Raw genomic sequence first — 26,466 nt, forward strand, 5'->3', positions numbered from 1 at the left:
ACTCGCCGATCCTTCAGACCGTCTGGCACGGTCGCGGGGGCTCTGCAACGCGGGCAAGCCCTCATCGCGGCGGGGGCGAGGCGGGTTGGCGGCGCTGGCGACGAAGCGTAGAACGGGCGTCAGATCGTCCCGCACGCACGAACCCGACAGAGCCGAGCCCCGTGAGCCGAGACCAGACCGCCGAGGCCGGGCGCCGCGCGCCCGAGCCGCCGATCCACGGGCCCGAGGGCTTCGAGGGCATGCGCCGCGCCGGGCGGCTCACGGCCGAGGCGCTCGACCTCCTGATGGAGGCGGCCCAGCCCGGCGTCACCACGGACGAACTCGACAAGCTCGCCTACGAGTTCGGGATGGACAACGGCGCCTATCCGGCCTCGCTGTTCTACCGCGGCTACCGCAAGTCGATCTGCACCTCGATCAACCACGTGGTCTGCCACGGCATCCCCAACGACAAGCCCCTGCGCGAGGGCGACATCGTCAATCTCGACATCTGCCTGATCCTCGACGGCTGGCACGGCGATTCGAGCCGCATGGCCTATATCGGCGAGGTGCCGCGCAAGGCGCAGCGCCTGTGCGAGATCACCTACGAGGCGCTGATGCGCGGCATCCAGGCGGTGCGCCCCGGCGGCTCGACCAACGACATCGGCCGGGCGATCCAGACCTTCGCCGAGGCCGAGCGCTGCTCGGTGGTGCGCGACTTCTGCGGCCATGGCCTGGGCCGCGTCTATCACGACGCGCCCACCATCCTGCACTACGTCGAGGCGAGCTACGACGTGCCGCTCAAGCCCGGCCAGTTCTTCACCGTCGAGCCGATGATCAATCTCGGCCGCCCGGCCGTGAAGGTGCTGGCCGACGGCTGGACCGCCGTGACCCGCGACCGCTCGCTCTCGGCGCAGTTCGAGCACACGGTGGCCGTCACCGAGACCGGCTTCGAGATCTTCACGCTCTCGCCCAAGGGGCTCGACCAGCCGAAACCCCAGGACTGAGGACGGCCTCGACGACGCGCCGACCGCGATGGCCCGCCGGCCGCCCGATCCCGCCGCCGAACTGCCGGGTCTCGCCGAGGCGATGCCCGCGGAGACGCCGCATTACCACGGCCACCGCGAGCGCCTGCGGGCCCGTTTCGCGGAAGCCGGCGCCGATGCTTTGCCGGATTACGAACTGCTCGAACTCGCTCTGTTCCGGGCGATCCCCCGGCGGGACGTGAAGCCCCTCGCCAAGGCGCTGATCCGCCGGTTCGGCTCTTTCGCCGAGGTGCTCGCCGCCGAGCCGGCGCGCCTCGCCGAGGTCGAGGGTGTCAGCGCGGGGGTGATCGGTGATCTCAAGCTGATGGAGGCGGCGGGCCGGCGCCTCGCCAAGGGCGCCATCGCGGCCCGGCCGCTCCTGGCTTCGTGGAGCGCGCTGATCGAATACCTGCGCGCCACCATGGCCTTCTCGCCCCGCGAGGAGTTCCGGGTGCTGTTCCTCGACCGGCGCAACCATCTGATCGCCGACGAGGTGCAGGGCCGCGGCACCGTCGACCACACCCCGGTCTATCCCCGCGAGGTGGCGCGCCGGGCGCTCGAACTCTCCTCCACGGCGATCATCCTGGCGCATAACCACCCGTCCGGCGACCCGACGCCTTCGGGCCCCGACATCCGCATGACCCGCGAGATCGTCACGGTGCTCGATCCGCTCGGCATCGTGGTCCACGACCACGTCATCCTCGGCCGCGACGGCCACGCGAGCTTCAAGGGCCTGAAGCTGATCTGAGCCCTTGGTCATGGGTTTCGAAAGGACGAGTCCTTTCGTGGGTCCAGGGCAAAGCCCTGGTTTGACGGGATGCCGGGGCTCTGCCCCGGCGCCCCGCCAAAGGGATGATCCCTTTGGGAACCCTGACTAGCGCAGCCGTGCCGGGTTGCCGACGGCGGTGGCGCCCGGCGGAACGTCGCGGGTGACGACGCTGCCCGCGCCGATGATGGCGTCGTCGCCGATGGTGACGCCGGGCAGGATCAGGGCGCCGCCGCCGATCCAGACATTGGCCCCGATGGTGATCGGGCGGCCGAATTCCAGCATCTGCCGCCGTTCGGCCGGGTCGCGCGGGTGGTCGGCGGTGAGGATCTGCACGCCGGGACCGATCTGCGTCATGTCGCCGATGGTGACCGCGACCACGTCGAGGATGCAGCAGTTGAAGTTCATGAACACGCCGCGGCCGAGGCTGATGTTGTAGCCGTAATCGCAGGTGAAGGGCGGGCGGATGGTGCAGCCCTCGCCGACGCGGGCGAAGGCCTCTTCCAGGAGCCTCTGTCGCTCCGGCTGGCTCAGCGTCCGGCTCGCGTTGTAACGCTCCATCCAGTCCGAGATGCGCGCGAGGTCGGCGTGGAGTTCCGGATCGTCGGCGAGGTAGAGTTCGCCCGCCAGCATCCGCTGCTTCTGCGTCTTGGTCGTCATTGCGGGCTTTCCCTGCTCGGGGCTTCCGCTCCGGGAAGCGATGTGTACGTATGTACGCATCGCCCGAGAAAGCCAACCGCCCGAGGCCCGCTTGCCCTCCGCCCCGCGCCGCCAAGCCCCGCGCCGCCAAGCCCCGCGCCGTCATGACCCGGACCGCCGCGCCCGCATCCTGCACGCCGCCCTCGACGTGGTGGCCGAGCACGGCGTGGCCGGCGCGACGCACCGCCGGATCGCCGCTGCCGCCGACGTGCCGCTCGGCTCGATGACCTATCATTTCGAGGGGCTGGAGCCGCTGCTCACCGAGGCGTTCACGCTGCTGGCCGATACGGTCGCCGCCCGCTTCACCGAGCGGATGGCCGCCGCCTCGACCTACGAAGAGGCCTGCGAGGCGGTGGTCGATCTCGTGGTGGGCGAGAGCTGGGCGAGCCCGCGCACCATGCTGCTCAGCTACGAGCTCTACGCCTTCGCGGCCCGCCGACCGGCTCTGCAGGAGGTCATGCGCGACTGGATGGACAAGAGCCGCGCCGCGCTCGGGCGCCACTTCCCGCCGGAGACCGCAAAGGCGCTCGACGCGATGATCGAGGGCCTGTCGATCCACCGCTCGGTCGATCGCGCCCCGGCCGGCCGGGAGGCGGTGCGGGCCATCGTCGGGCGGCTGGTGGGCTGAGAGCTACCGCGGCGGCCCGTAGGGCGGGCGCGGGATCGCCCGGTGCGCGGCGCGCAAGGCCGCCGACCAGCGCTCGCGCAGATCGTGAAAATAGCTCTCGCCGGCCTCGATCCGGTAATTCACCTCGAGGTCGAGGGCGTCGCGGCGCAGGACCGCGATGTCGATGGGGAGCCCCACGCCGAGATTCGAGCGCATGGTCGAATCCATCGAGACGAGGCCGACCTTCAACCCGTCATACAGGTCGGTCTCGAAGGTGACGGCGCGGTCGAGGATCGGCTTGCCGTATTTGTGCTCGCCGATCTGCAGGAACGGCGCGTCGCGGCTGCACTCGATGAAGTTGCCCGCCGAGTAGATCATGAACAGCCGCATCGGCTCGGTGCCGATCTGGCCGCCGAACAGGAACGACACCTCCATGCGGAGATTGGCCGCCTCGAAGCCGGCCTTCTCGATCTCGCGCACGCGGCGGATCGCCCGGCCGACGAGCTGGGCGGCCTTGAACATGGTGGGCGCGTCGCGCAGGCGCGGGGGCGGCCCTTCCGATTCCTCGTCGTCCACGCCCTCGTGGAGCATGGAGAGGACCGACTGCGTCATCGACAGGTTGCCGGCCGAGGCCAGCATCATCACCCGCTCGCCCGGCGCATTGAACATGTGGAGCTTGCGGTAGGTCGAGATGTTGTCGAGCCCCGCATTGGTGCGGGTGTCGGCGATCATCACGAGCCCGTCCTCGACGAGCACTCCGACGCAGTAGGTCATGGCGGCACGGGGCCTTGCAGGGACGCTTGAGCTCGCCGGATGACACGGCGCGGCCTCGGCCTGCAAGCCGATCTTTCGGGCAGCGGCGGCCGGACCTACCCGCCCTGCGACTGGCTCTGGCTTTGACCCTGGCTCGCCCCCCGGCTGCGCTGGGGCTGCGCCGCGCCTTCGCCGACCCGCAGCGTCACCGTGAGCGTCTCGGTGCCGCCGCCGGTGCGGCTGCCGCGGATCGGGGCGGCGCCGAGATAATCGAGGCCGGTGGCGACCCGGACATGCGCCTCGGTGGTCGAGAGGCCGTAGGCCGGATCGAACCCGACCCAGCCGAGATCGGGCACCAAAGCCTCGGCCCAGGCATGCGCGGCATCCTCGTGGGCGGCGTCCTCGACAAGGTCGTCGCGGCGGACATAGCCGGAGACGTAGCGGGCCGGGATTTCGAGGTGGCGCGCGGCGGTGACGAAGACGTGGGCGAGGTCCTGGCAGACGCCGCTGCCCGCCGCGAACGCCTGCGCCGCGGTCGTGCTGGCGCTGGCCGGGCCCGGCGTGAAGGCGACGGCCTCCGGCACGGCGGCGAGCAGGCGGTGGAGCACGCTGAGCGGGCTGCCCTCGCCCGCATCCTTGCCCTCTTGGGCGACGCGCTTGGCGAAGGCCTGGATCTCCGGGCTCGCCTCGGTGAGCGGCGTGTCGCGCAGGTAGAACAGATCGGGCAGGCGCTCGACCGCGCCGCGGACGATGCCGTCGGTCTCGAAGGTCTCGACCTCGCCGGTCACCCGCACGGTCAGCGCGTCGGTGGGCTCGTCCGCCGTAAACCAGTGGACGAGGTTGCCGAAGCCGTCCTCCCGCGCGGTCAGCCGGCCGTTGACGGAGGGCTCGATGCGCCATTCGCGCACGTGCTGCCCGTCATGGTCGCGCGGCGTCAGCCGCATCAGCTGGATCAGGCCGCGGGCGGGCTGCTCGTAGGTGTAGACGGTGTCGTGGACGATGCGGATGCGCATGCCGTGAAGTCCTGCCTCGGCGCTTCGGGGCAAGCTAGGGCGGACGGCGCGATTTGGAAATCGCACCGCCTGCCCAAAGCGTTGGCAGGATGAGGCTTAGGCTCGCCTCACACCACCTGCCGCGGCAGGGGGGCGAGCGGCGAAGGCGCCAGGGGCGCGCTCTCGCTCGCGGCGGCGTTGTAGGTCGCCACGAGGTCGCGCGCCTCCGCTTCGCTCGCGGCGGCGGGCGGCGAGCCCCACATGCAGGTGCCGTTCGGCTCGCGGATCGCCAGCACCGAGGCGACGCCGATCGCGCCCGCGATCATCAGGTAATAGGCCGGCCAGTTGAGATCGCCGGTGAAGGCCACCAGCGAGCCGACCACCAGCGAGGTCGTGCCGGCGAACAGCGAGACGGAGACGTTGAAGGCGATCGACAGCCCGGTCGCCCGGATGTTCGTCGGGAACAGGGCCGGCAGAGTCGAGGGCATGGTGGCGGAAAAGCAGATCAGCAGCAGGCCCATCATCAGGAGGCCGAGGAACACGGCCGATTCGCTCTGGCTGCGGATCAGTAGGATCATCGGCAGCGCCAGCACCACGAGGCCGACCGCGCCGGCCAGCGCGAAGGGCTTGCGGCCGAACCGGTCGGACAGGTGGCCGATCAGCGGGATCGCGAGCAGGGCGATCACCATCACGACGATCTGCAGGATCTGCGAGGCCGTGGCCGAGATGCCGCCGGTGCCCTGCATCGTCGGCAGGGTCTGGGTCACGTAGGTCGGCATGTAGGCGGTCAGCATGTAGTTCGGCACGTTCCAGGCCAGCACCAGCCCCATGCAGACCAGCGCGTAGGGCCACAGCACGAACACGTCGCGGTAGGTCTGGGTCGCGCGCTGGGTCTTCTCGCGCTCCTCGGCCTCCTGTTCGAGGGCGGCGAAGGCGGGCGTCTCGGCGAGCTGCGAGCGGAGATACAGGCCGATCAGGCCCAGCGGCAGGGCGAGGAAGAACGGCAGGCGCCAGCCCCAGTCGAGCAGCTGCTCCTCGGTGAGCGCGATATGGGCGGTCGTCACCACGATGGCGCCGAGCAGGTAGCCGGTGAAGGTGCCGAATTCGAGCCAGCTGCCGAGGAAGCCGCGCTTCCGGTCCGGCGCGTACTCGGCGATGAAGGTCATGGCGCTGCCGTACTCGCCGCCGGTGGAGAAGCCCTGGACGAGGCGGGCGAGGAGCAGCAGCAGCGGCGCGAAGAGGCCGATGCTCTCCTGGCTCGGGATGCAGCCGATGGCGAAGGTGCCGACCGCCATCAGGATCATGGTGGCGGCCAGCACCTTGTTGCGGCCGATCCGGTCGGCGAGCGGCCCGAAGAACATGCCGCCGAGGGGCCGGATCAGGAACGCCACCGCGAACAGGCCGAAGGTCGCGATCTCGCCCATCGGATGGGAGAGGTTGGAGAAGAACACCTTCTGGATCACCGGCTCGAAGAACGCGTAGACGCCGAAATCGTACCATTCGGCGACGTTGCCGACGGAGGCCGCCGAGATCGCCCGGTTGACCGTCGCCGGCTCGGTGACGGTGCAATCGGAGGGTTTCCACTCCTTGTCGGACTCGACGTGCTGCGACAGCATCCCTCAGGGCTCTCCGTGGCGTGCCGGGGCGGCGACGGGAGGCGGCGTCACGGGCGCGGGGCCCGGCCATCGCTTCCTCCCGAGGCGCGAAGCCCCGCATTTTCGTTCATGAGGATTGCAGCCCGCGCGAGGCTGGACTGCAGCCATGCGCAGTGTGACCCGTTATGGCCAGGAGAGTTGCCGCTGAGCGACATTCTCTTGCGATTTACAGCGCGGACGGGTGATCGGCGCTGAGCATTATAGGTGCGGTGCAGCAAAGCGCCGTGCCGGTGGACGGACGGCGGGGTCGGCGGCTCCCCCCTGTCCGAGGGATTCCGTTCTCGCCCGACTTCGGGGCGGGGAGAGGGGATGCGTGGGTCGCCCTCGCGATCACGCCGGAGGCATCGTCACACCAGATACTGCTCGCTGATCGCCGCCCCGAGGGCGTTGTTCTCGGCGATGAAGCCCTGGATGAACTCGTGGAGCCCCGAGGCGAAGATGCGCTCGATGTCGGCGCTGCCGAGCTTCGCCCGCATCTTGCTGGCGAGCCGCTGGCTCTCGCCGCGGCGGCCATAGGCGTCGGCGATCAGGTCGAGATGCTCCACCAGCATGCGGTAGCAGCTCGCCAGCGAGCGCGGCATCTCCGGGTTGAGGATCAAGAGGTCGGCCACCAGCAGCGGCTTGATGCTCTCGCGATAGACCCAGTGATAGGCGTTGAAGGCCGAGACCTCGCGCAGGATCGTGGTCCACTGGAAGTAATCGAGCGAGCCGCCGACCCGCTCGGAGGCCGGCAACAGGATCTGGTACTTCACGTCGAGGATGCGGGCGGTGTTGTCGGCCCGCTCGATCGCCGTGCCGGCGCGGGTGAACCAGTAGGCGTCGTTCCTCAGCATCGTCCGGTAGGCCGAGCCGTCGAAGGTGAGCGAGACGCGCTTCACCCAGTCGAGGAACTGCGTGAACTCCTCCCGGCTCAGGTCGCGGCCTTCGTAGGAGCGCAGCTCCAGCCACGCGCCGTTGATCGTGTCCCACATCTCGGTGGTGAGCGCCGTGCGGATCGAGCGGGCGTTTTCCCGCGCGGTGGCGATGCAGGAGCGGATCGAGGACGGGTTCTGGGCCGAGAAGGCCAGGAAGTTGCAGACCGTGTGTTCGTTGACCGTGTCGTAGAGCGTGCGGAACAGCTCAGGGTCGCCCGCCGACGAGAGGGCCGAGGCCCACTCGTTCGATTCGCGCCCGCCATAGCTCGACGGCAGCGCCGCCAGCCGGTGGGCCGCGTCGAGGATGCGGGCGAGGAAGTCGGCCCGCTCGGCGTAGCGCGAGAGCCAGTAAAGGTTGTCGGCGGTCCGGGACAGCATGGGGTGTAGCTCGCAGGCCAACTCTTGGACAATTCGGCGATCGGTGCGGCATCTGCCCATTTTCGGGGCAGATGCCCGGAGCGCCCCGCTTATGGATTGCTCAGCGGGTGGTCGGGATGCTCACGCATCCAGCACCCAGGTGTCCTTGGTGCCGCCGCCCTGGCTCGAATTGACCACGAGCGAGCCCTCCTTGAGGGCGACGCGGGTCAGCCCGCCCGGCACGATGCGGATTTCGTCGGCGCCCGCCAGCACGAAGGGACGGAGATCGACGTGGCGCGGGGCCACGCCCGAGGCCACGAAGGTCGGACAGGTGGAGAGCGACAGCGTCGGCTGGGCGATGAAGTTGTCCGGCGCGTGCCGCAGCTTCTTGGCGAACTCGTCGATCTCGCGCCGGGTCGCGTGCGGGCCCACCAGCATGCCGTAGCCGCCCGAGCCGTTGACCTCCTTCACCACGAGGTCCTTCAGATTATCCATCACGTAGGAGAACGCCTCCCGCTCGCGGCAGCGATAGGTCGGCACGTTGTGCAGGATCGGCTCTTCGCCGGTGAAGAACTTCACGATCTCCGGCATGTAGCTGTAGACGGCCTTGTCGTCGGAGATGCCGGTGCCGACGGCGTTGGACAGCGTCACGTTCCCGCGCTCGTAGGCGTTCATCAGGCCGGGGACACCCAAGACAGAGTCCGGGCGGAAGACGAGGGGATCCAAAAAGTCGTCGTCGAGGCGGCGGTAGATCACGTCGACCCGGCGCGGCCCCTCGGTGGTGCGCATGTAGACCACGTCGTCCTTGGTGAAGAGGTCGCCCGCCTCCACCAGTTCGACGCCGAGTTTGTCGGCCAGGAACGAGTGCTCGTAGAAGGCCGAGTTGTAGCGCCCCGGCGTCAGCAGCACGACCGTCGGATCACGCGTGGCCGATTGCGGCGCGAGGCTGCGCAGCGTCGCCAGCAGGGCATCGGGATAGTTCTCCACCGGCGCGACGCGGTGGCGCGAGAACAGCTCGGGGAAGAGCCGCATCATCACTTCCCGGTTCTCCAGCATGTAGGAGACGCCGGAGGGCGTGCGGGCGTTGTCTTCGAGGACGAAGAAATCGTTCTCGCCGGTCCGCACGATGTCGATGCCGGCGATGTGGACGTAGAGGTCGTGCGGCACGTCGAAGGCGCGCATCTCCATCCGGTAATGCGGGTTGCGGTAGACGAGGTCGGGCGGGATGATCCCGGCCTTGATGCATTCCTCGGCGCCGTAGATGTCGTTGATGAAGGCGTTGAGCGCGGTGACTCGCTGCTTCAGCCCGCGCTCCAAGAAATCCCATTCGGGCTTGGTCAGCACCCGGGGGATGATGTCGAACGGGATCAGCCGCTCGGTCGATTCGTTGGCGCCGTAGACCGCGAACGTGATGCCGATGCGCCGAAACAGCATCTCGGCCTGGCTGCGGCGGGTGTTGAAATGCTCCGGGGAGGTCTTGTCGAGCCAAGCCTTGAGGATGTCGTAGGCCTGCCGCACGGCGGCCGGATCGGCCTGGCCGATCCCACCCCCGTTCATCTCGTCGAACGCCGTGTGCGCCATCCGCGCCACCCCTCCCATCGTCTTCCGCCGGTCCGGAGCAAGAGGCAGGCCACGGCGACGGTTGGGGTCAGGCCCCGCCCGCCGGCCCAGCGCGCGTGTTCCGTGCGGCGACGTTTCGGGGGAACTAGTGGATCGGCCGCCAAGGCCCATCCCCGCGGGACGCGGGCGACGTTGCCGATTCAGCCCGACCCGTCGCCGCCGGCCAAAAGGTCGGCGACGAAGGCCGGCACGGTCTCGCTCGCGGGACCGAGGCGGGTCCGGGCGAACATCCCGGCATTGTCGGCGGCCTCGAGGTTCAGGGCGAGCGTCGGGATACCGAATTCCCGCGCCTGCGCGGCGTAGCCCGCCGCCGGATAGACCGCCCCCGAGGTGCCGATGGCGACGAACAGATCGGCCTTGAGCAGCGCGTCCTCGATGGCGACGAGGTGCTTGGGCATCTCACCGAACCACACCACGTCCGGGCGCATGCCGCCGGTCGCGCCGCAATGCGGGCAGGACGTGGCGACCGACAGGTCCTCGCGCCAGGGTCTGCTCTCGCCGCAGGCCGTACACCGGGCGCGCAACAGCTCGCCGTGGATATGCGTCACCGCGCGCGAGCCGGCCCGCTCGTGCAGGTCGTCGACGTTCTGCGTGCACAGGAACAGTTCCCCGCCGCGCTTCGCGAGGTCCGCTTCCAGCCGGGCCAGAGCCGCGTGGGCCGGGTTGGGCTCGGCCTTCATCGCGTCGCGGCGGCGCATGTTGTAGAAATCGTGGACCAGCACCGGATCGGCCGCGAAGGCTTCGGGCGTGGCGAGCTTCATCGGATCGAACCGGCTCCACACCCCGCCGCGGTCGCGAAACGTGCCGAGCCCGCTCTCGGCCGAGATGCCGGCCCCCGTCAGCACGAAGATGTTTTGGATGTCCATCGTGCCCCGGCGACGGAAGATTGCATTCGGCCCTCTGGCCGTACCCGGCGACAGGCTGACGGAGTTGAGACGGACCCGCAAGTCTCACCGCGCCGGCTTCGGGACCGAACCAAGCCGCTGCGCGGCTATTTCGGCGACAGCGCTTCCAGCTCCGGGAACGGCGTATACGGGGCCTTGCAGCGCTGGTCGGAGTCGTCGGTGTATTTGTTGAGGGTGACCGACATGCCGTTCGGCCCCTCGACCACCTCACCCGAGATGCCGCGGTTGCGAACGCCGGTGACGTCGTTGGCGACCGTCACCTTGACGCAGACGGGATTGATACCGGCCTCTCGCGGCGGAACGCTGATCTGCGCGGTGTTGTAATAGCGCTTGCCGACCAGCCAGTTGTCCACGCCGAGGGCGTTGCTGCGCGCGACCAGCTTGGCGAAACCCAGTCTGATTTCCTGATCCCGGGTTTTCGTCTGCTCGGCGTTGAAGGGCACGAGCGGCGTCGAGGCGCAGCCGCCGAGGAACGCGGCGGTGACGCCGGGGACAAGCAGTTTTCGCAGCACGAGAGGGACGCCTGACGAGAGAGGACCGGTCCCCGGTACCATGCCGCTCCGGTTGCAGCTGTGGCCGAACGGTTGCGGACAGCACTATTCGATAACACGCTGCGGCGTCGCTCGGAGCCGCTTCCGCTCCTTTGTCCGTTAAGCCGCCACCTTCTGCGCCAGCACCTTGTCGATGCGGCGCCCGTCCATGTCGACGACCTCGATGCGCCAGCCCTGCGCCTCGATGGAATCGCCCTCGGTCGGGATGCGGCCGAGCTGGACGATGAAGAAGCCGGCGAAGGTCGAGAAATCGTCCGAGCGCGGCTTCTCGGAAAAGTCCAGGCGGTCGAAGGCGTCGGCGGCCGGCATCATGCCGTCGATGAGGAGCGAGCCGTCCTCGCGCTCGACCACCATCTTCTCCTCGCCGGGCTCGGGGATCTCGCCGGCCATGGCCTCCAGGAGGTCGGTCTGGGTGACGATGCCCTCCAGGCTGCCGTACTCGTCCACCACGATCGCCATCCGCACCGGTTTGGTCTGGAACATCTCCAGGACCTTCAGGATCGCCAGCCCCTCGTGGACCACGATCGGCTCGCGGGTCGCGGCCTTCACGTCGAGGGGCTTGCCGTCGAGGAACTGGTCGAGAAGGTCCTGCTTGCGCAGCACGCCGACCACGTCGTCGATCTGGCCGCGGCTCACCACGATCTGCTCGTGGCGGCAGGCGCGCACCGCCTCGATCATCTCTTCTTGCGTGTCGTCGAGATCGACCCAATCGACCTCGTTTCGCGGCGTCATGATCTCGCGGATGCGCCGCTCGCCGATGGCGAGGATGCGGGCCACCGCGTCCTCCTGCGCCTCGTGCAGCAGACCGGCCTCGTGGCTGGCGGTGACGAGCAGGCTGAGTTCGGCGGGCGAGGGCAGGTGGCCCTCGCCCTCGCCGGGGCGTAAGCCCAGCAGACGCAGGACGCCGTTGCCGAGCCCGTTGAGCAGGTGGATCGCCGGGCCGAACACCAGCAGGAACAGGGAGAGCGGGCGCACGATGACGAGCGCCGTGCGCTCGCTGCGCTGAAGCGCGAGGCTCTTCGGCGCCAGCTCGCCCAGCACGATGTGCAGGGTCGTGATGATCGCGAAGGCCAGCACGACGGCCAGCGTGTGCGTGGTGACGCCGGCCGCCATCGGCGGCAGCCACGCGAAGGCGGGCTCGATCAGGTGGGCCAGCGCCGGCTCGCCGACCCAGCCGAGCGCAAGCGAGGACAGGGTGATGCCGAGCTGCGTCGCGGCGAGATGCGCGTCGAGCCGGTCGGTGGCGCGCTGGAGCGCCTTGGCGTTGAGGCGGCCCTCGTTGACGAGTTCGGCGATCCGGCTGCGCCGCACCGCCACGAGGGAGAATTCCGCCGCGACGAAGAAGCCGTTGGCGAGGACGAGGACGACGACGGCGACCAAGCCGAGCGCCGAAGACCAGAGACCGTCGGAAATCGTGCCCTCCCGGGGCGATGCCGCATCAACGACCGCACCCATCGGCGGCAGGCTGCAATTAAGGCCGAACCCGGGGGCGGGGGAAGGGGGCCGGGGCCAATCGTCCGTGGTTCGGGGCGAAGCGATGGCCTCGCGCCATCTTTTCGCTCCCAGGGTCCGGCATCGCGGTATAGGGACCGGGCGCCGACCGGCCACCGTGACGAAGGACCCATCGTGATCAAGCTGCCGAGGCTGCTTCGGCCGAAACGCCGCGATGCCGCGCTGGCACGACCCTTCTTCGATGCCGCGTTCTACCGCTCGGAATATCCCGACGTGGCCGCGGGCGGGATGGACCCGCTGCTGCATTATCTCGACCACGGCTGGCGCGAGGGCCGCAACCCGTCCGCCGTGTTCGCGACGCTCTACTACGCCGACCGCCATCTGCCGGGCGGCGTGCCGGAGAATCCGCTCACCCATTACGCCCGGCTCTCGCCCGCCGAGCGTCTGCGCATTCCGACCCGGCCGGGGCCGGATTTCGTCGCGCTCCAGGCGGAGGTGATCGCGCCGTATTTCGACGCGCGCTCCTATTCCCGCCTTGCCGGACTGGAGGAGGGCGGCGAGGACCCGCTTCACCACTACGTCACGAAGGGCTGGCGCCGCGGTCTGGCCCCGAACGAGGCCTTCGACGGCACGGCCTATCTCCAGGCCCACGCCCATGTGCGCCGCCTCGACGTCAGCCCGTTCTACCACTTCGTCTCGACCCGGCGGCTGAACCCCGCCGAGGCGTCCCTGCCCGAGCGGCGGGTGCCGGGAGAGGGGTCCCGGCTCCCGGCCGATCCGGCCGACGCCACCGACGCGCAGATCTACGAGGTGGTCGCGGCCGAATTCGACAAGGCGTATTACCTCGACCGCAACGCCGACATCCGCCATTCCGGCGTCGATCCGATCCGCCACTTCCTCGATTTCGGCGTGCGCGAGGACCGCGACCCGAACCCGCACTTTTCGCTGCGCTTCTATCGCTCGCAGTATCGCCGGGAGATTGCGCCCGGCCTGAACCCGTTCTTCCACTATCTGGCAATCGGCCGGGAGCGGGGCTTCAAGCCGAACGCGTATGGCCGCGGTCCGTGGCCGGCGCAGGTCGCGCCGAGCGAGGCCGAATGGGCGCAGGCGCGGCCCGCCGCCGATCTCGCGGGGGCGTCGGTCGTCCTGATCATGCCGGTCTACAAGGGGATCGACGACACCCTGCGCGCGATCCATTCGGTGTTGAGCGCCCCCCAGGCGACGCCTTTCGCGCTCCTCGTGATCGACGATTGCAGCCCCGAGCCGGTGCTGTCGGCCGCGCTCGCGGAACTAGCCGGGCGCGGCCTGTTCGTCGTCGAAAGGAATGCCGAAAACCTCGGCTTCGTCCGCACCTGCAACCGCGGCCTCGCCCTTGCGGAGGCCCGCGACGTGGTGCTGCTCAATGCCGACATCGTCGTCTTCGGCGACTGGCTCGACCGCCTGCTCCGGCACGCCGCCGACGATCCGACCATCGCCACGGTGACGCCGTTCTCCAACAACGCCACGATCTGCAGCTACCCGGTCTTCTGCATCGACAACCAGGCGCAGCTGGAGATCGGCCCGGCCGAGATCGACGCCTATGCGGCCGCCTGCAACGCCGGCACCCGCTCGACCGTGCCGACCGGCGTCGGCTTCTGCTTCTACATGCGCCGGGCCGTGATCGACGCGGTCGGCCCCCTCGACGCCGAGACCTTCGGGCGCGGCTACGGCGAGGAGAACGACTTCTGCATGCGGGCGCTGAAGGCCGGCTTTTCCAACGTGCTCGCCCACGACGTGTTCGTGTTCCACTCGGGCTCGGTCTCGTTCGGATCGCTCATCGCCACCAAGGGCGCCGACATCTTCCGCACCGTGCTGACCAAGCACGCCGACTATCAGCGCCGGATCGAGACCCATATCCAGGTCGATCCGGCCCGCTTCGCGAGGGCCCGCCTCGACCATTACCGCTTCGCCCGCCGCGCGACCGTGGCGGAAGGCCGGCGCGTCGCCCTGATCGTCACCCACGATTTCGGCGGCGGCATCGAGACCCATGTCGAGGCGATGAGCGCGCGGCTGGCGCAAGCCGGGCTCGACGCGGTCTACCTCCGCACCGACGAACTCACCGGCCTGCGGGCCGACCTGCCCGAGGCGAGCCGGATCGACTTCCCAGCCTCGGTGCTGGAGCCGATCTCCCTCGCCCACGACCGCGCGTTCCTCGCCGAACTGATCTCCTGGCTCGATCCGGCCCTGGTCCACGTCCATTCGCTGGCCGGGCTCGACTGGCCCTCGACGCTCGCCCTGATGGACCTGATCCGCAACCTGCCCACCGGCTTCGAGGCGACGCTGCACGACTATTCGGCGGTCTGCCACCGCAACCATCTCGTGCGGCCGGAAGGCGTCTATTGCGGGTTGCCGGCCCCGTCCGTCTGCCGCGACTGCATCCGCCTCGACGACGATCCCGAGAGCCCGCCGCCCGATCCCGAGGCGCGCCGCCGCGCCTGGGCCGATTTTCTGGGCGCGGCGCGGCGCGTCTACGCGCCCTCGCACGATCTCGCCGCGCGCATCGGTGGCAGGCTCGGTCTCGACGGAATCGTGCTGCGCCCGCACGAGGAGAGCATGCCAGAGGCGTCGCCGCGTCCGAGCGAGCGCCGGGAGGGGCCGCTGCGGGTGGCGGTGATCGGCTCCATCGGCGTCCACAAGGGCTTCGACGTCGTCCACGACCTCGCCCTCGACGCGCAATTGCGGAACCTGCCGATCCAATACACCCTGGTCGGGCACAGCTACGCCACCAAGGCGATGGAGGCGGTGGGCGTGCGCGAGACCGGTCGCTACGGCAGCGACGCGGCGGCTCTGGCCGAAATCGCCCGGCTCGATCCCGACCTGATCCTGCTGCCCTCGATCTGGCCGGAGACCTATTGCTACACGCTCTCGCTGGCGCTCGCCGCGGGCGTTCCCCCTGTGGTGTTCGACCTCGGCGCGCAAGCCGAGCGGCTCTTGGACTTGGGCCAGGGGTATCGGCTCGATCCGGCGCTCGCCGGCGATCCGCAGCGGCTCAACGCGGCCTTGCTGGCGCTGCCGCTCGACGCGCTCCGGGCCGCGCAGCCGGCCTTCCGCCCGGCTGCCTATCCGCGCATCCTCGAGGATTATTACGGCTTGCCGGGCAAGGCTTTCGCGGCGGATCGGGGCGGGGCGGACGGGGGGGCGGCCTGAGCGGGCGGCGCTTCCTTAACATCCATTCATTTACGGCCCCCGTCTCCCGGGGCTACAACGGTCGAGCTTGGCCGAGTCGCGCGCGGCCTCGTCCAGGCGTTCGTTGCAAGCCAAGGGGACTCCCATGACCACGCAGAACCTCACCGTGACCGCTCGCGAGCGCGACACGCTTCTGGCGGCGTTGCGCTACTATCAGTTCTACCGGATGCAGGGTCACCCCTTCGACCCCCGGAAGGACGACCTGATCGACACCATCGCGGCCACCAGCGGCGATGCCCTCGATCTGGCCGAGGTCGACGACCTCTGCGCCGGCCTGCGCGGCAACGTGCACGCTTTGGCCGCCACAGGCTGAAGAGCCCTCCGCAACGAAGCAGCGCCCGCCCGCCCGACGACAGGGGTCAGGCCAGCAGGGCGTTGAGGATCACGGCCGCCCCCAGGCCGATGGCGAACACCGCGGCGAGAAGAGGCGCGTCCGCGGTGGTCAACGGGAGGCTCCGCCCGCCGAGATGCCGACGACGAGCGGCCGGCGGGCGACAAACAGACCGTCCGCCGCATCCGCCGTCTCGATGCGGGCGCTGACCGGGCCGGTGGCGCCGGCCTGCGGCAGGCGATGGGTGAAGGCCTTCGACGCGGGCTGCGCCGGCACCGCCTCGACCACCGAGGGCACCAGGGCGGCGTAGGCGCTGAGCACCGCACCGGCCGCCGCGATCTTGAACAGGTCCCGCATGATGTCCGCCCCTCTCGTCGGAGCCTTGCCGGCTCTCGTCTGAGGCTGAACCTAGGCTGGACAGATTGCCGACGCCTTGCGCGGGCGCACATGGCGACGGCCCGGACGCGCCGCCGCCCCGACATTTCCGAATCAGGCTGAACGAAACTTTTCCGGGCCTGCCGCCGTATCGGCTCGGTCGTCGCGAGAGGGCGGGCCATAACGCCCCCGCCGCGGCCCGAAGGCTCAGGGAGCCCTTCGCCAGGAGAGCAGGGCAGGGCATCCTGAACGGATGTCCTGCCCGTTCGGGCTCAGGCCTTCGCCGGCGCCCGCGCGGGCTCGGCCTCCGCCAGCTCCGGCCCGAACCGTTCCGCCGCGTAGGCGTCGAGGTCGAAGCGGTCGTCGGGCATCTGGAACATGAAGCGCTCGGCCACCTGCCCGATCACGAGATCGGGCCGGACCCGCTCGAGGTAGCCCCAGTCGAGCGACGACGACCAGATGAAATGCACCTCGGCGAAGGTCTCGGCGATGAGCGCGGTCAGCATGATCGGCGCGAAATGCGCGTAGGAATCGCCGAACAGCACCACCTTGCGCGGGTCGGTCCCCGGCGATTCGTTGCGATAGATCACGTGCGAGCCGACATGGAGCGTGTCGGCGCGGCCCGTGCGCTCGCGTAAGGCAACGATCGGGCTCGCATGGACCCGCACGGCGTCACGCTGCACCTGGCGGATCGGCCAGGGCTCGCTCTGCGGCGGGATCAGCTTGGCGCCGAGGTCGCCCGCCCGCTCCAGCCACTCGTGCGGCGCGTTGTGCAGATCCTTCGGCGCCGCACCGCAAGCGTCGCAGATCAGGCGATAGGCGGTCTCGCAGCCCTCGAACGACCAATGGCTGTCGGTGCGATAATAGAGGTCGCGGGCATCCCGCACGGCCCGGAACGCGCCGACGAGGTCGAGACAGGCGCGCCGGGCGCGCCGGTGCCAGAACAGGGCGCGGCGCAGGCGCAGAGCCGGCGAGAGCCGCACCTTCACGGCGAGCCCGTCGAGCTTGTGGTCGTAGACCGTCAGCTTCTCCGGCACGATCACGTGCAGATAGCGGCTCCCGAGCCGCTCGCAGCCGCGCACCCGCGCGATCACCAGCCGCTTCCAGCCCCGCACCCGCCGCGCCATCAGGCGCGAGCGGCTGAACTGGCCGACGACGTTGTTGCTGCCCGCCGTCAGGAACAGCCAGCCGTCCCGCCCGACATGGACGTGCTCCGTTCCTCGGATGCCCCCTTGATTGCCCTCTTGGATCGCCATGCCCGCGGGCTCAGCCCCCGAACACGGAGGTCAGCGTCTCGCCGCCGCGGTTGATCGAGACCTCCCACAGGCCGAAGCTGCGCTGGGTCAGCCGGTCGAGATCCTTGGTCGAGGTGACCGGCATGCCGTTGACCGCCACGATCACGTCGCCCTTCTTGAAGCCGGCGCGGTTGGCGAGCGACCCGTCCTCGACCGAACTCACCGCCACGCCCTCCTCGGGCAGGTCCGCTTGCAGCTCCTCGCCGACGGCGGGGGAGGTGTTGACCAGCGTGGCGCCCGCGAACGGCGTGCGGGTCTTCACCTTGAGGGCGTCGCGCGGGCGCGTCTCCGGGGCCGGGCCGAGCTTGACCGGAATCGTCTGCCGCCGCGTGCCGCGCAGGATGCCGAACTGCGCCGTGCCGGTGATGCCCTTCAGCGCGAAGCGGTAGCCGAACGCCTCCGGATCATCGACGTTCTGTCCGTCGATCGAGAGGATCACGTCGCCGCGCTTGAGGCCCGCCTCCTCCGCCGGGCTCTTGGCCTGCATGCTCGCCACCAGCACCCCGGTCGGCCGGTCGAGGCCGACGCTCTCGGCGATGTCCGGCGTCACGCTCTGCACCCGCGCGCCGAGCCAGGGCCGGCGCACGAGACTGCCGCCGGTTTTCGCCGCATCGACCACCGCGCGGATCATGCTGGCCGGAATCGCGAAGCCGATGCCGTGGCTGCCGCCCGATTGCGAGTAGATCGCGGTGTTGACGCCGACCAAGCGGCCCTGGAGATCGACCAGCGCGCCGCCCGAATTCCCCGGATTGATCGCCGCGTCGGTCTGGATGAAGAACTGGTAGTCCGACGAGCCGACCTGCGTGCGCGCCAGCGCCGAGACGATGCCCTGCGTCACCGTCTGGCCGACGCCGAACGGGTTGCCGATCGCCAGCACGAAGTCGCCGACCTCGAGATGGTCGGAATCGCCGATCGGCATCGGCGCGATGTCGGCGGGCGTCTTGATCTTGAGCACCGCCAGATCGGTGCGGGGGTCGCGCAGCACGATCTGCGCCTCGAACTCGCGCTTGTCGGCGAGCGAGACCTTCACCTCGTTCATGTCGGCGATGACGTGGTTGTTGGTGATGACGAGGCCGGAGCCATCGACGATCACGCCCGAGCCGAGCGAGCGCTGCGCCCGCTCGCCCGGCGCCCCGCCGGGTCGCCCGCTGCCGCCGGGCCGGTCCTCGCCGAAGAAGCGGCGCATGAACTCGTCCATGGCCGACGAGCGCGCCGAGCGCTTCTCGACATGGGTGGCGTAGACGTTGACGACGGACGGCGCCGCCCGCTTCACCACGGGCGCGAGGGAGAGCTGCACGTCGCCCTTGGAGAGCGGCACCGCCTTGTCTTGGAAGGTCTTCTCTTGGAAGGCCTTCTCTTGCGCCACCGCGGGCGACGCGGCGAGCAGCAGCACGGACAGTAGGCCGGCCGGCCGGAGCGGCGAGAAGGACATGTCGGGTCTCCCGGAGAAGGCTGAACTCCGGGCTATGTAGCCTCGCCGGTCGCGGGGGGCGAGGGCCGCCTTCGCCGTCCGGGGCGCTGCCCCGGTCCCTGCGGAAGGACTTGTCCTTTCGAAACCTGGACCCAGAGACTTAGAGCGCATTCCGACGAAGTGGATGCCGGTTCGTCGAAAGAATGCGCGGCAAAACAAAAACTTAGAGCCGCGCGTAGGGTTCCGTTTGGTCGAGCACGGCTCTAGTGCTTGAAGTCCTGCCCCCTCAGATCGAGCATGAAGCCCTTGCCGCGCACCGTGGTGATGACCGGGCCGCCGAGCCGCACGAAGTCCGAGAGCTTCGTGCGCAGGTAGCCGACATAGACATCGACCACGTTGAGCGAGAGCCCGCCCTGGCTCGCCCACAGCCGGTCGAAGATCTCGCCCCGCGAGATCGGGCGGTTCACCTCCTGCATCAGCAGGGCGAGCAGTTCCGCCTCCCGCGGCGTCAGCCGGGCCGAAGCCTCGCCGAAGCTGACTTGGCGGATGTTCACGTCGAGCGTCAGGCGGCCCGCGGTGAAGACCGTGCGCGGCGTGTCCGCCTCGCGGCGGCGCAGCAGGTGGACCTGAAGGCGGGCCAGAAGCTCGTCGAACACGAACGGCTTGACGATGTAGTCGTCGGCCCCGAGCGCCAGCCCCTCGGCCCGGTCACGCACCTCGTCGCGGGCGCTCAGGAACAGGATCGCCCCGGGATAGCCGCCTTCGCGCAAGCTGCGGCAGACGTCGTGGCCCGAGCCGTCGGGGAGCGTGATGTCGAGCACCACCGCCTCGGGGGCCGCGTCGCGGGCGGCGCTCAGCGCATCCTCGACGCGGCCGGCCACGCCCACATCGAACCCTTCCGCCTCCAGGCCGCGGGCCAGCATGCCGCGGATGTCGATATCGTCCTCGACGATCAGAACGCGCGTCGTCATGCGGCGTCGATCCTCTCCCGTGTCGCCCCGTGTCCAGCCGGATCGGCGCCCAGATCGAACGCGGGCAGGTCGAGGACCACCCGTGCGCCCGCGCCGCGCCCGGCCTTGCCGAGGCTGATCCGGCCATCATGACGCTCAACGACCCAGCGCGCCAGAGCCAAACCGATGCCGAAACCCGGCTCTCCCGTCGGAGACTCGCGCCGGAACCGCTCGAACAGACCCTCCGCATCCTCGGGGAAGCCCGGCCCGTCATCCTCGATGGCGATGAGGGCGCGCTCGCCGTGCGGCCCGAAGCGCTCCTCCACCGAGACGGTGACGCGGGTCAGGCCGGCGGCGTGGCGGAAGGCGTTGTCGATCAGGCTCTCGATGACCTGACGCAGCCATTCGGGGTCCGCGGAGAGTTCGATGTCGCGCTCGCCCGGTTCCAGCACCAGCTCGATCCGGCGGCGGGCGGCCTCCGAGACGAGGTCGTCCACCGCGTCGCTCGCGATGGCGACCGCCGAGACCGGGCGCCGGTCGAGTTCGATCTGGCCGGATTCCGAGCGGGCGACCCGCAACAGGTCCTCCACCCGCCGCTTGAGCCGCTGCGCCCGCTTGCGGATGGTGCCGAAGACGGGGGTGAAGTCGGCGGGCCGCGGGCTGCCGCGCTCGATCGAGCGCTGGGCGAGGTCGCATTCGCCGAGGATGACGGTGAGCGGCGTGCGCAGCTCGTGGCTCACGTCGGCGAAGAAGCGGCGGCGCGAGCGGTCCACCATCTCCAGCCGCTCGTTGGCGGCGCGCAGATCGGCGGTGCGGGCCTGCACCGTGTCCTCCAGGGCGGCCCGGTCGGCGGCGAGCCGCCCCTCGCGCCGCGACAGGCGCGCCACCATGCGGTTGAAGTTCGCCACCAGCACGCCGAGTTCGTCGCGCGTCTCGACCGTGAGGCGGGTGTCGAGCGCCCCGCTGCCGACGGCGCCCGCGGCGCGGCGGATCTCGTCGATGCGCGCCAGGGTCGGCCGCGTGACCGTGCGGTAGAGCAGCCCGACGAAGGCCAGCGCCAGCGCCATCGCGGCGAGCGAGGCGGCGGTGAGCCGTTGCGAGAGGGTGCGGGCATCCTCGGAGCCCGCGTTCATGCTGCGCCGCTCGGCCTCGATCAGTAGCGACAGCGGCGGGCCGGTCATGGCGCCGAAGCCGTTGAGCGCCCCCTGCATGGCGTTGCGCCGCCGCTCCGGCTCGCTCTCGCGCTGGGCCATCTGCACCTGCCGGTCGAGCATGGCGCGGGCGGCGCGCACGCTGGCGAGCGGCCGGGTGCGGGCGACGTACTGGATGCGGTCCTGCGGGTCGTCGCTCGACCCCAGCCCCCGGCCCAGCGCATCGTCGACGGCGGTCAGTGCCTGATCGACCCGGTCGCGGGTCACCGAGAGGGCCTCGGGCGGGGCGTCGGGGTTGTTGACGCTCTCGATCGCCGCCAGCCCGTACTGCGCGAGCCGGCCCGACAACTCGGCCATCAGCTCAAGCCGGTGCTGGGCCGCCAGCGTGCGCTCGATGACGCGTTCCGACAGCCGCGTCGACCACAGCACGCCGCCGGCGGCCATCAGCGCGATGAGCGCCGTGCCGCCGAGCAACAGGGCGAACCGGACCTTGAGCGAACGCATGAGCCGCATTGTTCCCGCCGCTCAAGGCGGCGGGCGGACCCTGCCACCGCGCGGCGGGGGGCTCAAGCGCCCGGACCCCTACGTCTTGTCCCGCACGCTCCCCTTCGCCGCGCAGCGCCAGCTCTTCACGTGCAGGTCGGGATGCTCCTCCTGCCACGCGGCCAGGGTCGCCTGGGAGTTGCGCAGGCACAGGAACGGATTGGGATTGTCGAAGGTGAGGTTGATCCGCTCGTCGTGGCACTTCGTCGGCTCGGCGATGAGACAGACGGACAGGAGCAGGAACATGCCGCACGACCTCGCAGGATGAGCGCGGCCTGAGGCCTCCGCCTGCGCGCCGCATCCGGGAGAAGTGGGACGAAGCGGAAGGCCGGCAAGTGATTTTGTGCAGCGTGGAATGGGCGCAGGCACAGGATCGTGCCGGCTTTACGCCGGCACGAACATCTCGCCCTTGCCGAGCGTCGCCAGATCGCCCGAGTAGCGCCGCAGCGTCCCGCCGAGCAGTCCGGCCTGCGCCGCGCCGAGGCGCTTGAGCGTCTGGGCCAGGAGCCGGACGAAGACGAGGTCGGGGGTGCCGGTCTCGACGAAGGTCGGAAGCAGGGCGCCGTGGCCGCCCGCGATCAGGGTGCCGCGGCGCATGCCGTAGCCCGGATGGTCGCCGATGGCGCCCGAGACCACGATGGTGCCGGCGATCATGCGCGAGGCGGTCTGCGCCCCCGCGGAGCCCGCCAGGATGAGGCCGCGGCGCATGCGGTCGCCGAGATGGTCGCCCGCCCGGCCCTTGATGACCAGCGTCGCCCCGTCGAGCCCGGCTTTGGCGGCGTAGACCGCCCCGCCCGCGTGGTCGCCGGCATCCCCCTCGATGGTGATGGTGCCGCCGGTGGCGCCGGTGGCCGCGAACGGACCGGCCGAGCCGGTGACGGTCAGCGTGCCGCCCGCCATGCCTTCGCCGAGGCGCTGGCCGACATCGCCCTCGATCCGGATCGTGCCCTCGGAGAGCGCCGCGCCGACGCGGTCGAGACGGTCGGAGCCGCCTTCGATCACGAGCGTGTCGGAGCCGTCGAGATGGATCTCGAACAGGTCGCCGAGGCTCACGCCGCGGCGGCTGGTGCCGACGGCGAGCTTGCCGGCTTCCGATTCGGACAGGCCCCTGAGCGCCAGCGGCGTCACGTTGAGGAGGTCGATCCGCTCCGGCGGCGCCCCGCGCAGTCTCAGCGTGCTCATGCGGCGGGTTTCTCCAACAGGTCGCGGAGGTGGTAGTGGTGCCGGCCGAGGTTGCCGCCGTAATTGCCGGCGGTGACCGCCACCAACCCGTACTTGGCACCGATCTCGGTGGAGGCGTGGAGCGCCGCGCGCATCGATTCGGCCACCGCCTGCGAGGTCAGCGCGTCGATCACGATCTCCAGCACCACGCCGCATTCGGGCGGCAGCGCGGAGCCGGCGCGGCCCTTGAGCGTCGGGCAATAGGCATCGTTGGTCGAGGCCATCATGCCCTTGGTGCGCCCGCCGACCTTCGAGCCGGAGCGGACGATGCCGCCGGGGAAGGGCAGGATCGCGCCGGGGATCGCCTTGGCAGCTTCCACGGCGATCTCGGCGACGATGAGCGTGTCCGAGTGCTTGCGGCCGAGGAACAGCAGGTTGCCGCCGCCGACCGCGCCGTCGACCGCGCGGGTCGAATCCTCGCACAGGAACTCGCCGTCCATGACGGGGATGCGCCAGTAGCGGCGCATCTTGCCGTTCGCGTCCGGCAGGCGCTTGGCGACGGCGAAGCCGTCACCGAAATAGCGGATCGCGCCGCCGAGCTTGATCTTGTGCGGGCCCTCGACGCCGGCGAAGCACGCCGTGCCGGGGCAGGTGAGGATGCACTGGCCGACGCGCTTGAGCAGCTGCTCCTTCAGCCCGTTCGGCTCGAAGCCGAACAGCAGGATGCGCACGCCCGGGCGCCCGTCCGGGGTCTCGTCGGGCGAGAGTTCGGCGTCGATGCCGGCCTCGGCGCCGCAGCCGATCACCGAGGTGGCGAAGCCCGTCATCACCGTCGCCGCGATCATCGCCCATTTCGGCGTGTCGTTGGTCACGATGATCGCGGTGCCCGCGACGTCGAAGGCCTCGGCGAAGGTGTCCTCGACCTTGATGCCGTTGAGGGTGAGGTCAGCCATCAGATCAGTTCCCTCACGCCCGGCACGCCACGTCTTCGAACGTCCCGGTGTTTTCCGGGAACGCGGCATCCGGCACCGCGAAGGTGTCGAGGCCGGCGCCGAAGCGGTCCTGCAGGTAGGTCTCGGCGCGCTTTTCCATGCCGGCATCCGCCTCGACGTTCAGCGAGAGCGTCTTGCCGGAGATCCAGGCCACGACCTCGCCGTCCTCGACGATGCGGCGGCCGTCCTTCAGCACCAGCTTGGCATGGCTGAACATCGCCGTGCGATCCTTCTGGTCGCGGTAGATCGCGATGTCGGCCTTGGCGCCCTCGCGCAGGTGGCCGCGGTCGGTCAGGCCGAGGAGCTTAGCCGGACCCGAGCGGGTCAGCTGGGCGATCTCGCTCAAGGAGTATTCGCGCTCGATCTTGGGCAGGCCCGAGCGCTCGCCGACGACCGCCGGCAGCGTCGCGATTTCCTTCGCCCGCTCCTCGGCATCCATCAGCAGGTGGATGATGCGCGGATACTCGGTGAAGACGCCGCCGTTCGGGTGGTCGGTGGTGAGGATCGTGCGCTCGGGGTTCGACGAGAGCAGCATCAGCTCCAGGCCGATCGCCCATTGCAGCGAGGAGACGGGCCCGCGCGGCCGGTAGAGGAAGGGCACCACGCCGCCGCCCTCGGCGTCACCCGCCGACAGCACCCACTTCTTCGGCTTGGCGCCCTTGCGCCCGCCGAACTGGCGCAGGATGTCGAGCGAGATCGTCACGGTCTGGCCGAACACCACCTGACCGACGTCGTAGGTCGCGTTGGGGTGGGCTTCCATCGCGGCGTTGATCCGCTCCGCAGCCGAGCGGAAGCCGCCGGTCATCGGGTTCTCGGGATCGGCGACGCCGTAGGCGTAGAACTGGGCGTGGGCGAAGTGGATGCGCCGGCCTTCCGCGGCCTCCAGCGTCGCGACGAGGGAATCGTCGGCGCCGGGCAGGCCGAGGTTGTTGCAGTGGACGTGCAGCGGATGCGGAACGCCGATCTCTTCCACCGCGTCGAGCAGCGCCGACATGATCTTGCGGGTCGAGAGACCGTAGCAGGGGATCTCGTCGTCGAGGCTGAGCTTGAGGACGCCGTCCTTGAAGGCCGAGGCGCCGCCCGCGTTGATGCACTTGACGCCCAGGCCCCGCGAATGGGCCAGCGTCTGCTGCACGAGATCGCGCACCGCCGCCTTGCCCTCGCCGTCGCGCAGGAGCTGGAGCAGGTGGTCGTCGTTGCCCAGCACCGCGAGGCCGCCGCGGTCGAGCAGCGGGATGTCGGCGAGTTCGAGATGGGTCGCGAGCGCGTTCGAGGGCGGCAGGGCCGGCTCGACCGCGGTGGTGTAGCCCATCCGCGCGTAGTTCGCGCCGACCCAGCTGCCCGAGCCGCCGGCATGGGCGAAGGGATGGCCGTTCGGGGCCGATTCGCTGACATAGAGGTCGGGCAGGAGCAGGCGGCTCATCACCACGTTGCCGCCCGCGATGTGCGAGTGGACCTCGACGCCGCCGGCCATCACGACGCAGCCGGTGGCGTCGATGGTCTCGTCGGGGGCACGATCCGATGGGGCGACGACGCGGCCGTCCTCGATCCAGACGTCGCCGACGCCGTCGCGCCCGGCGGTCGGATCGACCACCCGTCCGCCATGGATACGCGTCAGCATGAGACACCCTTCTCGATGAGGCGGTCGCGGATGCGGGCGAGCACGTCGGCTGCGGTCTGGCCTTCCGCCGGAGCGGTCGCCTCCGCGTAGGCGATGACGCCGCGCCGCTGGTTCCACAGCGCGCCGCCGACCGTTTCGCCCGGCACGCCGACGGTGATGACGACCTCCGCGGTCTCGCCCGCGGCCTCGGTCGAGCCCTCGCCGACGATGGCGACGGTGGGGAGCGTGCCGAGCCAGTCCGGGCGCGGCGCGGGAAGCGCGGCGAGCCAGAGGGCGGCGTCGGCCTCGCCCGCTTCGATCTGGCGGGTGCTGTCGAAGCGCCAGGGATCGTGCTCGGGCAGATGCCGGCCGAAGCCGACGCGGGGCGCTTGGCCCGTGGTCCAGGCGGAGAGCTGCACCGCGGCGCGGCCCTGGAACGGGTCGGCGAGCGGCAGGGCAAAGAAGCGGGTGGTCTCGTTGAGATCGCGGATCAGGCCCTGGAGCATCTCCACGCCGATCTCGCCGAGTTCCTCGGCATCGTAGATGACGACGCCGTATTGCGCCGCGAACAGGCGCCGGGCGAGGTCGGCGAACGCCGCCTCACCGGCCAGATGCCCCTTGGCGAAGGCGCGCAGATGCCCGAGCGAGACCGCGAGCCCGCCCTCGTCCGCACCGTAGGCGACGTGGCGGATCGCGCCGTTCTGCGGTCCGCCGAGGGAGAGCAGGGCGCGCTCGGAGCCGGTCGCCCGGCCCCGGCGGATCGGGGCGGCGGCGATCTCGCCGATCAGGTCGCCGTCCCAGGGACGGTTGCCGAGAACCAGCACCACGTCGGCACGCGCCGACGTCTCGGCCCGGGTCGTGGTCATCGCCCCGCCCGCGCTGAGCGCGCCCAGTTCGGCGTAGACGCTTTTCCCCGCGACCGGATCGAGCGAGGCGCCGAGCGTCTCGGCCAGCCGGTAGGCCGCGCGCAGGCCCGCGACATCCGCGTTCAGGCCGGTCAGCACCGGCACGCGTGCGGCGGCGAGCAGGTCGGCGGCGGCCGCAACCGCCGCGTCCACATCCGCCGCGCCCCCCTTCACCCAGGCTGCCATGATTCCTCACCGTCGTTTCTTCGGGCATCCCCGCGGGATGAGCAGGGCGAAAGACGGCCGTGTCCGAGG

24 protein-coding genes are annotated in these 26,466 nt (G+C 70.2%); 5 read left to right on the top strand and 19 right to left on the bottom strand.

Annotated elements, in window-relative coordinates:
- Nucleotides 1-161 precede the first annotated feature (161 nt).
- The gene (gene map, locus BM140_RS04745; protein WP_091942485.1) at nt 162-983 is read left to right on the top strand and encodes a type I methionyl aminopeptidase; all 822 of its coding nucleotides are present in this window, start codon (nt 162-164) and stop codon (nt 981-983) included.
- Nucleotides 984-1,011: 28 nt separating this feature from the next.
- A complete protein-coding gene (radC, locus tag BM140_RS04750) occupies nt 1,012-1,749 on the top strand; it encodes a RadC family protein (protein WP_091942487.1) in 738 nt (245 codons plus the stop codon).
- A gap of 126 nt (nt 1,750-1,875) precedes the next feature.
- Here radC and BM140_RS04755 read toward each other — a convergent pair whose 3' ends face one another.
- On the bottom strand, nt 1,876-2,427 hold the full coding sequence (locus BM140_RS04755; RefSeq protein WP_091942489.1) for a sugar O-acetyltransferase: 552 nt from the start codon (nt 2,425-2,427) through the stop codon (nt 1,876-1,878).
- A gap of 91 nt (nt 2,428-2,518) precedes the next feature.
- On the opposite strand from BM140_RS04755, the gene BM140_RS04760 reads away from it, so the two are divergent.
- A complete protein-coding gene (locus BM140_RS04760) occupies nt 2,519-3,094 on the top strand; it encodes a TetR/AcrR family transcriptional regulator (protein WP_244535293.1) in 576 nt (191 codons plus the stop codon).
- Nucleotides 3,095-3,097: 3 nt separating this feature from the next.
- On the opposite strand, the gene BM140_RS04765 is transcribed toward BM140_RS04760, so the two are convergent.
- The 8 genes from BM140_RS04765 to BM140_RS04800 all read right to left on the bottom strand — a co-directional run bounded on the left by BM140_RS04765 (nt 3,098) and on the right by BM140_RS04800 (nt 12,275).
- The gene (locus tag BM140_RS04765; RefSeq protein ID WP_091942492.1) at nt 3,098-3,847 is read right to left on the bottom strand and encodes a proteasome-type protease; all 750 of its coding nucleotides are present in this window, start codon (nt 3,845-3,847) and stop codon (nt 3,098-3,100) included.
- Between the two features lie 95 nt (nt 3,848-3,942).
- Entirely contained in the window at nt 3,943-4,839 is an 897-nt protein-coding gene (locus tag BM140_RS04770; RefSeq protein WP_091942494.1) for a transglutaminase family protein, read from the bottom strand.
- A 107-nt stretch (nt 4,840-4,946) separates the two neighbouring features.
- Entirely contained in the window at nt 4,947-6,434 is a 1,488-nt protein-coding gene (locus BM140_RS04775) for an MFS transporter (RefSeq protein ID WP_091942496.1), read from the bottom strand.
- A gap of 386 nt (nt 6,435-6,820) precedes the next feature.
- Complete coding sequence (locus tag BM140_RS04780) at nt 6,821-7,765, bottom strand: alpha-E domain-containing protein (protein WP_091942498.1); 945 nt, start codon at nt 7,763-7,765, stop codon at nt 6,821-6,823.
- A 120-nt stretch (nt 7,766-7,885) separates the two neighbouring features.
- Nucleotides 7,886-9,325 (bottom strand): circularly permuted type 2 ATP-grasp protein, encoded by a 1,440-nt coding sequence (locus BM140_RS04785; protein WP_091942500.1) that lies wholly within the window; start codon nt 9,323-9,325, stop codon nt 7,886-7,888.
- 179 nt (nt 9,326-9,504) lie between these two features.
- Nucleotides 9,505-10,230 (bottom strand): SIR2 family NAD-dependent protein deacylase, encoded by a 726-nt coding sequence (locus tag BM140_RS04790; RefSeq protein ID WP_091942501.1) that lies wholly within the window; start codon nt 10,228-10,230, stop codon nt 9,505-9,507.
- Between the two features lie 125 nt (nt 10,231-10,355).
- Complete coding sequence (locus tag BM140_RS04795) at nt 10,356-10,781, bottom strand: hypothetical protein (protein WP_091942503.1); 426 nt, start codon at nt 10,779-10,781, stop codon at nt 10,356-10,358.
- A 138-nt stretch (nt 10,782-10,919) separates the two neighbouring features.
- Nucleotides 10,920-12,275, bottom strand: coding sequence for a hemolysin family protein (locus BM140_RS04800; RefSeq protein WP_244535294.1), 1,356 nt, complete (start codon nt 12,273-12,275; stop codon nt 10,920-10,922).
- Nucleotides 12,276-12,446: 171 nt separating this feature from the next.
- On the opposite strand from BM140_RS04800, the gene BM140_RS04805 reads away from it, so the two are divergent.
- Nucleotides 12,447-15,458: a glycosyltransferase gene (locus BM140_RS04805; RefSeq protein WP_091942507.1), complete on the top strand. Its 3,012-nt coding sequence runs from the start codon at nt 12,447-12,449 to the stop codon at nt 15,456-15,458.
- 124 nt (nt 15,459-15,582) lie between these two features.
- On the top strand, nt 15,583-15,810 hold the full coding sequence (locus BM140_RS04810) for a hypothetical protein (protein WP_091942510.1): 228 nt from the start codon (nt 15,583-15,585) through the stop codon (nt 15,808-15,810).
- A gap of 129 nt (nt 15,811-15,939) precedes the next feature.
- On the opposite strand, the gene BM140_RS04815 is transcribed toward BM140_RS04810, so the two are convergent.
- From BM140_RS04815 to BM140_RS04860, 10 genes are all read right to left on the bottom strand, one after another.
- Entirely contained in the window at nt 15,940-16,185 is a 246-nt protein-coding gene (locus BM140_RS04815; RefSeq protein ID WP_091942512.1) for a hypothetical protein, read from the bottom strand.
- A 290-nt stretch (nt 16,186-16,475) separates the two neighbouring features.
- Nucleotides 16,476-17,459, bottom strand: a complete 984-nt coding sequence (locus BM140_RS04820; RefSeq protein ID WP_091942514.1) for an alginate O-acetyltransferase AlgX-related protein — start codon at nt 17,457-17,459, stop codon at nt 16,476-16,478.
- Between the two features lie 10 nt (nt 17,460-17,469).
- A complete protein-coding gene (locus tag BM140_RS04825; protein ID WP_091942516.1) occupies nt 17,470-18,930 on the bottom strand; it encodes a DegQ family serine endoprotease in 1,461 nt (486 codons plus the stop codon).
- 242 nt (nt 18,931-19,172) lie between these two features.
- Complete coding sequence (locus BM140_RS04830; protein WP_091942518.1) at nt 19,173-19,880, bottom strand: response regulator transcription factor; 708 nt, start codon at nt 19,878-19,880, stop codon at nt 19,173-19,175.
- A complete protein-coding gene (locus tag BM140_RS04835; RefSeq protein WP_091942742.1) occupies nt 19,877-21,514 on the bottom strand; it encodes a sensor histidine kinase in 1,638 nt (545 codons plus the stop codon). Before BM140_RS04835 ends, BM140_RS04830 begins: the two co-directional genes overlap by 4 nt.
- A gap of 78 nt (nt 21,515-21,592) precedes the next feature.
- Complete coding sequence (locus BM140_RS04840; RefSeq protein ID WP_091942520.1) at nt 21,593-21,799, bottom strand: hypothetical protein; 207 nt, start codon at nt 21,797-21,799, stop codon at nt 21,593-21,595.
- A 138-nt stretch (nt 21,800-21,937) separates the two neighbouring features.
- Nucleotides 21,938-22,735 carry a formylmethanofuran dehydrogenase subunit C gene (locus BM140_RS04845; protein ID WP_091942522.1) on the bottom strand — a complete coding sequence of 266 codons (798 nt, stop codon included), beginning with the start codon at nt 22,733-22,735 and terminating at the stop codon, nt 21,938-21,940.
- Nucleotides 22,732-23,667: a formylmethanofuran--tetrahydromethanopterin N-formyltransferase gene (fhcD, locus tag BM140_RS04850; RefSeq protein WP_091942524.1), complete on the bottom strand. Its 936-nt coding sequence runs from the start codon at nt 23,665-23,667 to the stop codon at nt 22,732-22,734. Before fhcD ends, BM140_RS04845 begins: the two co-directional genes overlap by 4 nt.
- 13 nt (nt 23,668-23,680) lie before the next feature.
- Entirely contained in the window at nt 23,681-25,327 is a 1,647-nt protein-coding gene (locus BM140_RS04855; protein ID WP_091942526.1) for a formylmethanofuran dehydrogenase subunit A, read from the bottom strand.
- Nucleotides 25,321-26,397 (bottom strand): molybdopterin-binding domain-containing protein, encoded by a 1,077-nt coding sequence (locus BM140_RS04860; RefSeq protein WP_091942528.1) that lies wholly within the window; start codon nt 26,395-26,397, stop codon nt 25,321-25,323. Before BM140_RS04860 ends, BM140_RS04855 begins: the two co-directional genes overlap by 7 nt.
- Between the last annotated feature and the right edge of the window lie 69 nt (nt 26,398-26,466).

This window comes from Methylorubrum salsuginis (assembly GCF_900114375.1).
GTDB classification, from domain to species: Bacteria; Pseudomonadota; Alphaproteobacteria; order Rhizobiales; family Beijerinckiaceae; genus Methylobacterium; species Methylobacterium salsuginis.